The following is a 13,169-nucleotide window of genomic DNA, read 5'->3' on the forward strand; positions in this document are numbered from 1 at the left end:
GAGACTTCGTGCCACACACGCCATGCCCTACCTTCTCGATGCCATCGTCATCCTCGGTTACTTCGCCCTGATCATCGGCATCGGCCTCTCGCAGCGCAGCAAAAGCGGCAGCGTCGAGGGCTTCACTCTAGGAGATCGCCAGATCGCATGGTGGGCCGTGCTCGCCTCCATCCTCGCGGCAGAGATCAGCGCAGGCACCTTCTTCGGCGCACCGGGCGAAGGCTACGCGCTCAAAAACTTCACCTACATCCAGCTCATCGTCGGCTATCTGCTGGCGCGTGTGGTGGTCAGCGCCGTCTTCATTCCGGCCTACTACCGGCACAATGTGGTCAGCATCTATGAGTTCCTCGGCCAGCGCTTCGGGCCGCGCACACGGCGGCTCACATCGGCCATCTTCCTCGTCACACGCACCCTCGCCAGCGGCACACGCCTCTGGGTGCCCAGCATGCTCCTGGTGCTGGTATGGCATCTGCAGTATCCCGGCGAGACACTTTCTCCTACCAAGGAATTCCTCCTCACCGGCGGCGCATTGATCTTCGTCACCCTCGCCACCGCGCTCTACACCTCCATCGGCGGCATTCGCGCCGTCATCTGGACAGACGTCATCCAGATCATCGTCCTCATCTGCGCCCTCAGCTTTTCCCTCATCTACCTCCTCGGCCACATCCCCGGCGGCTGGGCCGGCGCTACCAAGATGCTCACTGGAGAAAAAGATCTCCTCGTCTGGGACTGGGGCATCAAAGCCGGTGCCGGAGTGTGGGAAAACATCAAAGGAATCCTCGAGCAGGAATACACCGTCTGGGCCGCCTTCCTCGGCTCCACCTTCGTCACGCTGGCTACTCACGGCACCGACCAGGACATGGTGCAGCGCATGCTCACGGCCAAAAACAAAAAACAGAGCGCCATGGCCACCATCCTCTCCGGCCTCGCCGATGTACCCATCACCCTCGTCGTCCTCGCCATCGGCATCCTCCTATGGGTGTACTACCAGCAGCATCCGGACACCACCCTGCCCCGCAGCGAATCCGGTATCGTCTCTGCCAACAAAGTCTTCCCCCACTTCATCCTCACCGTCATGCCCGGCGGCATTCGCGGCCTCGTGCTCGCAGGCGTTCTCGCCACCGCCATGGGCTCCCTCAGCACCGCGCTGAATGCCCTCGCCACCAGCTACGTTCGCGACTTCCACTTCCGCTGGTTTGGCGAGCCCGCCACAGACGCCGGCCGCGTCCGCGTCTTGCGCTTCGGCACCGTGCTCTTTGCGGTGCTGCTCATCTCCGTCGCCCTCGGCACCGCCTGGGTCACCACGCACAATCCCACCCTGCGCATCCTTCCCATCATCCTCGGCATCTTCGGCTACACCTACGGCTCCCTGCTCGGTGTCTTCATGGTCGGCCTCTTCACCCGCTCGCGCGGCAGCGACTTCGGCAACACCCTCGCCATGCTCGCCGGATTCATCGCCGTCGCCTACCTCAGCGGCCTCGACATCGACCTGCTAAAACTCTTCAACCCCAAGAGCACCTGGAAGCACGCCGACTGGGTCCCCGTCATCGAGTTCCCCTGGCGCATCATGTTCGGCACCGTCGTCACCTTCTCCATCGCCATCCTCTTCCCTTCTCAGCCCCAGCAGGACCGCGCAAACTAATCCTTCGCTTCCTCATCGTCGTCCTCGTCCTCCTACTCGAACTCGTCCTCGATCCACACGCTGCGAATCCATGCTCAGCTCCGACGACGGAGGGCTGATGACAGCCCTGCCTGAGCACTGCGCGCTCGCATGCCCAGCGCGGGCAGGTCACCCAGCGCTGGTAGGGCTGCTTGTCCTCAAGCAGCCGTGGTCTATGGCACATAATGCAGCAAGGTCCTGCGCATCTGTCCTCTTCGTCTTCCTACTCGTCCTCGATCCTTCCGCATAGCATTCACCACAGCGCGTCTTGCTCCAGAGGTTTTCTCTGCGGTCTTCTAATCTCTCGCGGTGTAAAATTCAGCCCCCTCCCCCCGCCCACAAAAAAAGCGCGGACCGTTTCCGATCCGCGCTCTTCTTGATTCTTAGACAATCGTGACGGCTCTCACCGCCTCGATCGCTCACCACTCTTACGAGTAGCTGGCCTGCTGGCCCTTGATGTCGCGCTTCTTGATCCACGGCATCAGGCTGCGGAGGCGTGCGCCGGTCTTCTCGATCGGGTGCTTCTCGCCGTCTTTCAGCAGCTTGTTGAACTTCTTGTAGCCCGTCTTCGTCTCGCGCACCCACTCCTTGGCAAACTTGCCGGTCTGGATGTCCTTCAGCGCTTCCTTCATGCGCTTCTTCACGGACTTGTCGATAATCTTCGGACCCACCTTCACGTCGCCCCACTTGGCGGTTTCGGAGATGGAGAAGCGCATGCCGGCGATGCCGGACTCGTTCATGAGGTCCACGATCAGCTTCAGCTCATGCAGGCACTCAAAGTAGGCCATCTCAGGAGAGTAGCCGGCTTCCACCAGCACTTCAAAGCCAGCCTGCACCAGCGCGCTGGCGCCGCCGCAAAGAACGGTCTGCTCGCCGAAGAGGTCGGTTTCGGTTTCTTCCTTGAAGGTCGTTTCCAGCACGCCGCCGCGGGTGCCGCCGATGCCGTGCGCCCAGGCCAGAGCGATCTTCTTGGCCTGCTTGTCAGCGTTCTGGTAGATGGCGATCAGAGCAGGCACGCCCTTGCCTTCGGTATACTGGCGGCGCACGATGTGGCCGGGGCCCTTCGGAGCCACCATGATCACGTTCACGTCGGCAGGGACGGTGATCGTCTTGAAGTGGATGGCGAAGCCGTGGCTGAACAGCAGGGTCTTGCCCTTCACCAGGTTCGGCTTGATGTCCTTGTTGAAGACGTCCGGGATCTTGGTGTCCGGCACGGCCACGAAGATCACGTCGGCTTTCTTCACGGCTTCAGCAGTGTCATAGACCTTCAGGCCCTTTTCTTCTGCCACCTTGCGGCTCTTGCTGCCAGGGTACAGGCCGATGATCACGTTCACGCCGCTCTCTTTGAGGTTCAGGGCATGAGCGTGGCCTTGGGAGCCGAAGCCGATCACAGCGCAGGTCTTGCCTTTGAGCGGTGCAAGGCTGGCGTCTTTTTCAGTGTAGATTTTCGCGGGCATATTAATTCTGGTTAGAGGGGTGCCGATACTGCTTCATAGGGGGGGCGGGGTCAAACGGCTTTTTCCCGGCCCGGAAAGGCCGCCATTGACCGCCCCCGCCCCGTGCGTAGTCTCCGCGCCTCCAATATGAAACCCACCATCGCTCTGCTCTGCGCCGCACTTGCTGCCGCCTCCCTCACCCAAGCTCAGGAAGTAAAGCCCGCCCAGCAGGCCGAAGCCCCCCCCGCAGCAGGACCCGTACCCATGGACAAAGTCAGCTATTTCATCGGCCGAAACCTCGGCGGAAACTTCAAGGAACAAGGCATCGCCATCGACACCACCGCCCTCGTCGAAGGCATCAAGTCCGCCACCAGTGGTGACAAGCCCAAGTACTCCCAGGAGGAGCTCATGGCCGCCATGCAGGCCTTCGAAGCCAGCATGCAGGCCAAGGCCGCCAAGCGTGGCGACGACGCCAAGGCCGCCAGCGAAAAATTCCTCGCCGAAAACGGCAAGCGCAAAGGCGTCACCACCACCGCCAGCGGCCTCCAGTATGAAATCATCAAGGAAGGCACCGGCGCCAAGCCCGTCGCCACCGACAAGGTGAACGTCCACTACCACGGCACCCTCACCAACGGCAAGGTGTTCGACAGCTCCGTCGAGCGCGGCATGCCCATCACCTTCGGCGTGCAGGAAGTCATCAAAGGCTGGACCGAAGCCCTCCAGCTCATGCCCGTTGGCTCCAAGTGGAAGATCTTCCTTCCCTCCACCCTCGCCTACGGTGAGAACGGCGCAGGTGGCGACATCGGCCCCAACGAAGCTCTCGTCTTCGAAGTCGAGCTCCTCGGCATCGTGAAGTAATCACTTCCATCCATAGTCATCTTTGAAGGGCGATCCGCGCAGGATCGCCCTTTTTCGTGCCGTTTGTTGCCATCCCTTCCGGCCATCCTCACACGCCCATGCCCGACTCCACCACTCCAGCGCCCACGCGTCTCCTATCCCTCGATGCCCTGCGCGGTTTCGACATGTGCTGGATCCTCGGCCTCTCGTCGGTCCTCACCCAGGTGCTCAATCGCACCTTCCCCAGCAACGAGACAGTGGCAGATCTCGCCGCGCAGTTCACTCACGTAAAGTGGGACGGCTTCCGCTTCTACGACCTCATCTTTCCCCTCTTCCTCTTCCTTGCCGGAGTCTCCCTTGCCATCGCAGTCCCTCGGCGCGTGCAGCGGGAAGGCCGCATCTCCGCGCTGCGTCACCTGCTCTCACGTGCAGTCACTCTCGTGGTGCTCGGCGTCATCTTCTCCGGCGGCATGAGAGACGGCTGGGACCACATTCGCTGGCTCGGCGTGCTTCAGCGCATCGGCATCGCCTCCGCCGCAGCGGGCATCCTCTCCCTCTGGCTCAAGCCTCGTGGCCTCATCGTGGCCGCCGCATCTCTTCTCCTCGGCTACTTCCTGCTGCTGCGCTTCGTCCCCGCACCTGGCATCGGTGCAGGAAACTTCGCCGAAGGCATGAACCTCACCAACTACCTCGACAGCATCTGGCTCCCTGGCCGCAAATACGACGGCGACCACGACCCCGAAGGCATCCTCAGCACCCTGCCCGCCATCGCCACCGCACTGCTCGGCCTCCTCGCTGGAAAATGGATCACCTCAGACACCGCCCCCTCACGCAAAGCCGGCGGCCTCATCATCTCCGGCCTCATCCTATTGGCGCTCGGCTGGGCCTGGCATCCCTTCTTTCCCATCATCAAAAAGATCTGGTCCTCCAGCTTCGTCCTCGTCGCCGCAGGCTGGAGCGCCATCCTCCTCGGCACCTTCTACTTCATCGTCGATGTTCTCGGTTTCCGTCGCGGCCTCGCCCCCTTCCTCTGGGTCGGCTCCAATCCCATCGCCCTCTACCTCTGCTCCGGCTTCGGCTTCTTCCGCACCCTCAGCGAGCGCCTCGTCACCAAAACTCCCCCGCCCTACGACTGGATCCCCGCCGCCACGACCTTCCTCATCATGCTCGCCACCGCCCGCTGGCTGCATCAAAGAAAGATCTTCCTCAAGGTTTGATCGAAGCAGAATCGCCATATCAACCACGCCGAAGCAGCCGCCCCATTTGGAGTGCGGTCGCGGAGCGAGGAACGAGCGCAGCTACCGCTTTCGGCGTGCCAGCCTGCCTGCACATTCCACAAAACACCCAAAGGCGGGAGCGGACAATGGTTTCGCCAGCACGACGGCCAGCACAGAATCAAAGCTCACCGGGAATCCCTCCACAACCATATCTCCGCGTTCATGTCCCCGCGAATGAACCTGCAGTCCAAATCCCCGCCTCAGAAATCTTTTCCCAGCCCCTGATTGTCCGAATGTCTGATCGTCTCGTTGCCTGGTTTCTCGCAACCACTGCCAACAAAGCCCCCTTCCGGCCAGCTAGACCTGTTCTCGAAAAGATTGTCATAATGAACCGGCGAGCGCAGCGGCCCCAGTGGCAAGGCGGGAGCGCCGCCTGCTATTTGAAGATAACAGGCAAGCGACTAACGCAGCCAATGGGGCCGCTCCGCCGTCAGGGCAATGTGACAAGATTTTTGAGAGTTGGTCTAACACTCCCCATTCCATCTGCCTTATACTTTTGCACGCGGCTCTGGGCTCCCGGAAGGGAGCAGAGAGATTAGCCGGTGGTGAAGCGAAACCGCGAAGCGGTGCAGCGAGAACCACCGGGCTGCCACAGGCATCACGCATATCTAAAGGCCGCATGCCGGAGGTATGCGAGAAGCCTTCACCCACCCAGCGCTCGCATAAAATCTGCACGCCCCTCTCGCATATGGACCACCTAGGCCTGCCCATTCAGGCGCCAAACAATTGCAGTAAAAGCCCGCCAACTAGCGCTGCGGTGCTTTCTTCGACCATCAGCCCACGACCGAGAGCACCGTCAAACCCACCAGCGAGTGGAACCACATGCCCCCAAAAGCTCAAGGCTCGAGAATGACCGTCGTGCTCAACGGCAAAGTCGTGGACGAGATCGACCTTACGACGCTGAAGGATGGCGAGATAACTCCCGACGGCTCTGCGATGCCGAAACGGCTCCCAGGCAAGCAGTGGTCCAAAATGCCACTCAAAGACCGCATAGGCTTCAATTGCAGACGTGCGGATGCTGGCATTGAGTTTCGGAAGGTGAAGCTGCTGCAGCTAGGATCGAGGTGATATGATGACTGCGGCTTAAGCCGCAGTCACTTTTTCTGTCACCGTGGGGCATGTTTGGACCACTCATGGGCAGCAATGAACACTCAGATGATAAATCCCCCAGATGTCTCCGATGCCGAGCTTGTTGAACAATCTCGCGGAGGCGATGCCGCCGCGTTCGGCCTTTTGGTCGAGCGACATAAGTCGCTCGTTTATTCGCTGGCGCTCGGCGCTTGCGGGGATTTGCATCACAGCGAGGACATCGCGCAGGAGGCGTTTGTGGGTGCGTGGCGGCAACTGGGCGCGTTAAAGGAGCCGGGGAAGTTCAGGTCATGGGTCTGCGGCATCGCGCAAAACATCGCGAAAAGCTCGATACGTCGAAATGACCGCACGCCGACGGCACGGGTGGACGGGGCAAGCGGCGAAGATTTGCAGGTCGAGGCTTCCACGCCTGCGGAGCATGCCATCGACAGCGAGGAGCGTACGATTCTGCTACGGCACCTCCTGGAGCTACCGGTGCTGTATCGCGAGCCGATGGTGCTCTTTTATCGGCAAAACGAATCCGTGATCTCTGTGGCGGAGGCGCTGGGGATTTCCGAGGATGCGGTAAAGCAGCGGCTGGCGCGAGGTCGCGCGATGCTAACGGAGCGGGTGGAACGTTCGCTAGGCAGTGTGCTTCGCACGTCGGGGCCCACAGCAGCATTCACGCTGGCCGTGATAGGTATTCTCGCTGCCAGCCCGGCAACAGCTTCGGCTGCTGCTGCCTCAGGCGCGGGTGCGAAGCTGGCAAAAAGCAGCGCGATAGGCGGTGCGGCGGCTTTGCCTCTCATCACTGGAGCGGCAGGCATGTGGAGTCTTTTCCGCTCGCAGACTCAATCGGCACGCACGCCGCGCGAGCATCGGTTTGCAGTTTGGACGCTCGCTGGTGCCATACTCATAGGCTTGGCCGTTGCGCTGGTTTTCGGGCTGCGCGGAATTCGACTGATGGCGGGATCATCGTGGTTGGTGGCTGTGTCGTTTCTTGTGGGTGTGCTAATACAGTCAGCAAGTTTTGCTTTTGGGTTCTGGTATTACCACCGTCGTCAGATGATCCGGATAGCAGATGGTCTGAGTGCAGAGGCAGCAAGTTCCGTGTGGCGCATGGAGCCCGCTGACAAAGGTTTCTGGCCGGGTGTGATCGGATTCGCCGTGGTTTTAGGTTCAGCCTGCAATGTTCCACACTTCCTCGTCGTCTTGGGTTGGATGCGCACGCTGGTCATCGCCATGCCGCTCGCGCTGGCAGCAGTGGCTGTCGTTGCCCTTCTCCGCTGGCCGTGGGAGTGGCGACGAATTCTGATGGCTTTGATTGGCGCTTTGTTCCTTCAGTATGCCGGGCTCACTGCCTACATGTGGCAGCAGTGGTGCCAATCCAAGGAAGCCTGGCAGCACTCCATAGCGATCATAGCTATCCAATCGTTCTCTCTGGGCATATGGCTCGTCACCTTAATCGGATGCCACCTTTACTGGCGATGGGAAAAGTGGGGCAAAACCTCTCTCTGACCAGCCGTGGGTCAAGGCATGAAGTGTAGCGACGAGAGCACCTTGGTGCAGCCCTATAGGCTGTGTTAATCAGATTCAACCACACGCACCCTGATTCAGCTCAAGAATCCAGAAACGAAAACATGTGCCTGATATAGGACTCAGGCGCTGACAATTCCCTGACGCATTCTGCAAGCTCCAGCACGTAGCTATGATCAGGTGGTGCAACACCGCCCTCACTTCCCACCCGCCCACTTCACCGCATTCGTCAAAATCTGCTGATACGGCTTCAGGTCATGCACCCGCGCATCATGCCCCAGCGCGATGCCCACCACCCGTGCCTTCGGGTGCTCCGTGATCCACACGCTCGGATGCGACGCCTTGTACTTGTCGCTCGGGCTCGTCTCCGCCAGCACGGTGATCTTCGCGGTACCCGCCGGGATCTTGTCCGGCTCTGCATTCACATAATACAGCTCGTCCTCCACCGTGAAGCTCGCAGGCACTCCCGCCATGATCGCGTGCTCCGCCTTCACCGCCTTCACATCAAACGGATGAATCTTGTCATGACCGCGCGCACCACCGCCCACGATCTGCGCATTCAGCTCCGGCCATCCGCCAAAACCATACCACGTGCCAGGATGCAGCATGATAATCCCCTTGCCCGCCGCCGCGAAATCAAACAGCGCCTTGCGATACGCCGCCGTGTCGAAAAATTTCCGGTTCACGCTGATCACCGCCACATCCGCATTCGCCAGCTCCGCTGCCGCCTGATCACGGTCTTCCGTATAGTGCACCGTAAATCCGGCGCTCTTCAGCGTCGCCACATCCGTCTCGCCAAAGAACTTCGCAAAGTTGTGCGATGACCCGCCGCCGATGACGAGCACCTTCGTCTTTCCGGCCTCCCACTGCACCGGAGTCGCAGCCACCAACGGCCCGTCGCCTTTGCCACCTTCCTTCGGCCCGGCCTCTGCCGCACCACCGGCCTGCGCATTGGCTTTGGGCTTCGCCGCTGCCTCCACTTTCGCCGGCTCCGTGCTCGCGGTGATCGCCACCGTGCACGGCGTCACGATGCTGCCGCTCGTCTCCAGCGTGATCTTCTTCAGCGCGCCCTTCTTCTTCAGATTGATCGCGAAACAACGCAGCTGTCCGCGCCGTGTGAAGTCGCCCGCATCATCACTCAGCGGCACCTCAGCCTTGCCGATGTAATCGGCAAAGTGCTCTCCATTTTTCAGCACGATGCTCTCCTTGTCGCCGTCGGCATAATCAACATGCACCGTCATCGCCGGCTGTCCGCGTGCCTTGTCCCCGCCAAACGGCCAGCCCCAGCCGGCCACACCGCCCAGGAAGTGCAGGCTCGCGGCGGTGGTGTTCATGGCGATCTCCACCTTCTCAGGAAAATTCGCCGCCGGAGTCCCTTTGCCACCGCCCTTGAGGGCGATCAGGCTCGCCCCAGTCTGCGACTTCTCAGGGTCCATCACAAAAAACGGCACGCCATGCACCGTCACGTTGCCAAACTTGTGCAGCGTCACCGTCTCGTCCTTGGAATCCTCCTTCGCAAAAATGCCGCTGCGGCTGTCCGCATTGTAAGCCGTGCGCAGGTCCACCACCCGGAACTTCTGCTCCCCTCCGCAGATGAAGGCCAGAATGTCGCGGATGTTCTCCGCCCCCAGTCCTTCCAGCCCTTCCGGCATCAGGCTCCGACGTGTGTTTTCCCGCGTCGCGATGTCCGCCTTCTTGATCTCAAAATCACCACCCTGATTCCGCAGCGTCAGGCTCGCCTGGTTTTCCGTGATGATCACCCCTGCCAGCGTTTCGCCTTTTTTTGTGGTGATGTTCCAAGCCCAGAAGCTCGGATCCACTTCGCGGTTCGGGTCCACAATGTGCACCAGCAGTTCCGCCGGTCCATGTGCCCCCATGCCCGTGAGCTGCGGCCCCACATCACGCAGCCCCACATCTCCCAGCTTGTGGCACACAGCACACGCGGCAGTGAACATCGCCTTGCCCTTGACCGCATCCCCCGGCTTCTCCACCTCCGGCGTCAGCTGCGCGATCAGCTCGTTCTTCGCCTTCGCGTTCGGGCTCAGCTTGTCAATCATCGCATTCGCCTGCTTCGCCACCTGCTTGTTCGGATGCGTCCGCAGACGCGCAATGTTCCCCGGCCCGATCTCCTTCGGATCAATCTTCCCGTTCTGAATCGCTCCCAGCAGTGCCAGCGACGCCTCAGGCCGCTTCAAGATCGCATCAAACGCCTGCGTCCGCAGTTCGGGCTTCAGCCCGTTCAAGTTCGCTACCAGATCGGTGACACTGCCCTTCTCATCCATCGCTGTGATGATTGCAGCCTGCAGCGCGTTGGGAGAATCCGTACGGGACAGCACGCCAGCCACCTGCCGGCTCGCATCGCCACCGATTCCGACCAAGGCTTTGGCAGCCGTGATGCGGTCCGCGATGGCAGCTCCTTTGTCCTCCAGCTTGGACGTCAGACTCGCAATCTGCGCCTTCACCTCGGCCGCCAGCGCCCCCGCCTTGTCCCACTTCACCACCAGCGGCAACGCCGCTGCCGCAAGCCCAGGCTGCGCGAGTAGCTTCTTCAAAGAAGCCGTCAGCTCTGGTGTAAGCGCAGGCACATCATTCAACTGCTGCGCGAGGCCCTGAAGGATGATGATTTTCAGCGCATCAGCTTTAGAGTTAGCACAAGCAACAACCAGTGTCTCTGCCGATCTGGCTGACGGAATCAAAGCGTTCACGAGTTGTTCGACTCCTGCCGGAGCCGCAAGCGCCTCGGTGATGACTTCCTCTGCATGATCAGCCGTAGCGGCGATGACGGCAGAGCGCGTCCAATCGTTGGTTGCTGATGCAAACACCTTCAACGCTTCAGCCACGACTTTAGAGGCTCCGGATGTTTTGAGTCCAGCTTCAATCGTTTGATAAAGATCTTCTGGCGACAATTTCGTTCCAAATGTTCCCAATCCGTCTATCAGGACGTCCTGCTCCAGCGGCTTTTCATCGGATGGACGAAGTGCATGTTCGACTCGGGCAAGAGCGATTCGTTGAGCCTCCTCTTGCGGAGTAAGGACACGGTTGCTGGCGTTCACCTTTGAAATGAGCCCTGCAACCCGAGTTTTGGCTTCGTCGTAAGTCAGTTTCGAATCCAGAAGCCGAAGCGCCGTCTGTCTCGCCGGGCCATTGGGTGAAGTGCCGACGAAATCAAGAAGTTGATCTGTGCTCTTTTGACTGAGATCGGCCACCGCGATCTTCTTCGCCTCCTTGTGCTGCACCTTCCAGATGCGGCCAAAGTAATGATCACGGTCAGGCCGCACCGCCGCATTGGCCGGGCCGTGGACGGGGCCGCGCGTGTCATTGTGAATCACCGCCTGATTGTAGAAATCCACCACATACAGCGCGCCATCCGGCCCCACTCGGTTTTCAATCGGCCGGAACCACAAATCCTTGCTGCGAATAAACTCAGTCTTCTCACGCCCCGCCTCACGATGCGCCTTGTAGGTCACCCCATCCTTCTCAACAAAGAAATGACTCACGATGTTCAGCGTTGGCTCGGTGCAGAAGTAGCTGTAGTTCCACTTCTTTGGCCAGGCGCCGCCTTCATAGATCGCGCAGCCAGCGGCAGCCGTGTAGCTACCCACCTGGTCGATCTGCACATACGCCTGCTCCGGCCAGGTCATGAGCGGATACGTCGGCTCCTTCGGCAGCATGCCATTCGTGCCCATCACGCCGGGCAGTTTGCCCTTCGCCAGCACATACTCAGGCAGCACCACATGCAGGAAGTGATTCCCGCTCGTCGGCTGCGTGAAAAACACCTGACCATCCGAGGTAATGTCCAGGCCCCAGGTATTACCACCGCGGGAGGCATACTGCTCAAACGCACTGCCATCCGGCTTGAAGCGCACCACCCCGCTGCCGTCCGTGCCAAAATCCTTCTTCCCATCCGGCGAGGTCACATGCCCGGCGCTGTAACCATGCGTGGCATACACCCAGCCATCCAGCCCCCAGCGCAAATTGTTGATCACCGCATGCGTGTCCCCCGTGCCGAGGCCGGTGTAAAGCACCGTGCGCTTGTCTGCGACTTCATCGCCATCCGTGTCTTCGAGATACCAGATGTCCGGCGCCGCGCAGGCAATGACGCCCTTCTTGTAAAAGCAGAAGCTCGTCACGAGTTCCAGCTTGTCCGCAAACACATGCTTCTTGTCCATCACGCCGTCGCCATTGGTGTCTTCCAGCCAGGAGATGCGGTCGATCGGATCACGGTCGTACTTCTTCACCCATGAGCCGCTGTCCTTCCACTTCTCCACATTCAGCTCACGGCGTCCGTTCGGGTACTCCGGCGTCTCGCACACCCACAGGCGGCCCTTCTCGTCCCAGTCCACATTCATGACCTTGTTGATCAGCGGCTCCGCAGCCACCAGTGAGATGTCAAACTCCGGATGCACCTCCAGCTTCTCAGCCGCCTTCTCCGGCCGCGTCGGTCCGCCTTCCACATAGCGCAGGTTGTCCCCCAGTTCCTCCGGCTTGCACAGCTCATCCACATTGCTCCTCTTCCCCGCCCACGCGATCCCCCTCAGCAGCAGCGCCCGGAAATTCGGCCGGCTGAAGTTCGCATAGTAGTGCCCCGGGATGCTGACAAACGACCGGTAGTTGTCCTTCTCATAGGTCCACATCTGCGGCTGGATGTCATAGATGCTCACCTCCTTGCCCCCCTTGGTGATCTCCGTTGCCCGCTTCGCGGCCTTTTCGTTCCGCGCCCCGGACGGCTTGGGGGTGTAGGCCCCGGCCAGAATCCGGCACTCCGGCAATACATCCATGTCGTAATAAATTTCGTCATCCATTGCGAAATTCGACACATCTTTGGTGATTAAATTGTCGTGATCCGTGAAGTACAAATGCATCGGACCCTCGCGCCATTTCGTCTGCCCATGGTGCCATGACCCGCCGATGATGCCCTTGAACCAGTCATGATCCTTGGAAACCGATGCCGCGTGGATCGTCACGATGCCGCCCCCGCGCTGCAGGAACTCCATCAGGTCCTTCCTCTCCTGCCCGATCTTGATGTCACCACCGCTGTCCAGATGCAGGATGAGGACATCGGTGGCATCCAGCTGCTCCTTGGTCGGAAATGCGTCACCGCCCGTCGCTTTCGCACCCCGTTCGTTCAGCAGCGGCACCCAGTCGCGCAAAAAGGAAGGATGATCATGCGCCCCCGGCCCGTGGGACTTCGGCCCTGAGCGAATAAAGACCCGCAGCGGCTCCGCCGCGAAGGATGATTGCAGGACGACGCAGGACAATGCCAGTGCGAGACTGAGAAGGAAACGTTTCATGGTTGGTGCGATGCTACGCAAAACCAACGCAAAATGGGAAGCCCGTTTTCGCACGGCACACTAT

The 13,169-nt window shown here is 60.4% G+C and carries 6 protein-coding genes and 1 pseudogene; 5 read left to right on the forward strand and 2 right to left on the reverse strand.

Annotated features, from left to right (window positions below; translation table 11 throughout):
• Positions 1 to 22: 22 nt before the first annotated feature.
• Positions 23 to 1,642, forward strand: coding sequence for a sodium:solute symporter (locus HNQ65_RS21870; protein ID WP_184343047.1), 1,620 nt, complete (start codon positions 23 to 25; stop codon positions 1,640 to 1,642).
• Between the two features lie 446 nt (positions 1,643 to 2,088).
• Here HNQ65_RS21870 and ilvC read toward each other — a convergent pair whose 3' ends face one another.
• Complete coding sequence (ilvC, locus tag HNQ65_RS21875; protein WP_184343049.1) at positions 2,089 to 3,117, reverse strand: ketol-acid reductoisomerase; 1,029 nt, start codon at positions 3,115 to 3,117, stop codon at positions 2,089 to 2,091.
• A gap of 126 nt (positions 3,118 to 3,243) precedes the next feature.
• Between ilvC and HNQ65_RS21880 the strand changes: the two genes are divergently transcribed.
• The 4 genes and pseudogenes from HNQ65_RS21880 (at position 3,244) to HNQ65_RS21895 (ending at position 7,796) form a co-directional block, all read left to right on the forward strand.
• Positions 3,244 to 3,954, forward strand: coding sequence for an FKBP-type peptidyl-prolyl cis-trans isomerase (locus tag HNQ65_RS21880; protein ID WP_184343051.1), 711 nt, complete (start codon positions 3,244 to 3,246; stop codon positions 3,952 to 3,954).
• Positions 3,955 to 4,052: 98 nt separating this feature from the next.
• Positions 4,053 to 5,150 (forward strand): acyltransferase family protein, encoded by a 1,098-nt coding sequence (locus HNQ65_RS21885; RefSeq protein WP_184343053.1) that lies wholly within the window; start codon positions 4,053 to 4,055, stop codon positions 5,148 to 5,150.
• A gap of 825 nt (positions 5,151 to 5,975) precedes the next feature.
• Positions 5,976 to 6,278, forward strand: a pseudogene (locus HNQ65_RS21890) (family 16 glycoside hydrolase); the annotation flags it as partial.
• A gap of 75 nt (positions 6,279 to 6,353) precedes the next feature.
• Entirely contained in the window at positions 6,354 to 7,796 is a 1,443-nt protein-coding gene (locus HNQ65_RS21895) for an RNA polymerase sigma factor (protein WP_184343055.1), read from the forward strand.
• A 215-nt stretch (positions 7,797 to 8,011) separates the two neighbouring features.
• Here the strand turns inward: HNQ65_RS21895 and HNQ65_RS21900 are convergent, their stop codons facing one another.
• The gene (locus HNQ65_RS21900) at positions 8,012 to 13,105 is read right to left on the reverse strand and encodes a PVC-type heme-binding CxxCH protein (RefSeq protein ID WP_184343057.1); all 5,094 of its coding nucleotides are present in this window, start codon (positions 13,103 to 13,105) and stop codon (positions 8,012 to 8,014) included.
• Between the last annotated feature and the right edge of the window lie 64 nt (positions 13,106 to 13,169).

The sequence above is a fragment of the Prosthecobacter vanneervenii genome (genome assembly GCF_014203095.1).
In the GTDB taxonomy this organism is placed as follows: domain Bacteria; phylum Verrucomicrobiota; class Verrucomicrobiia; order Verrucomicrobiales; family Verrucomicrobiaceae; genus Prosthecobacter; species Prosthecobacter vanneervenii.

Bases quoted from the DNA above. Each gene is read 5' to 3' on its own strand.
- HNQ65_RS21870 (WP_184343047.1), top strand. From the start codon at position 23: ATGCCCTACCTTCTCGATGCCATCGTCATCCTCGGTTACTTCGCCCTG.
- ilvC (WP_184343049.1), bottom strand. From the start codon at position 3,117: ATGCCCGCGAAAATCTACACTGAAAAAGACGCCAGCCTTGCACCGCTC.
- HNQ65_RS21880 (WP_184343051.1), top strand. From the start codon at position 3,244: ATGAAACCCACCATCGCTCTGCTCTGCGCCGCACTTGCTGCCGCCTCC.
- HNQ65_RS21885 (WP_184343053.1), top strand. From the start codon at position 4,053: ATGCCCGACTCCACCACTCCAGCGCCCACGCGTCTCCTATCCCTCGAT.
- HNQ65_RS21895 (WP_184343055.1), top strand. From the start codon at position 6,354: ATGAACACTCAGATGATAAATCCCCCAGATGTCTCCGATGCCGAGCTT.
- HNQ65_RS21900 (WP_184343057.1), bottom strand. From the start codon at position 13,105: ATGAAACGTTTCCTTCTCAGTCTCGCACTGGCATTGTCCTGCGTCGTC.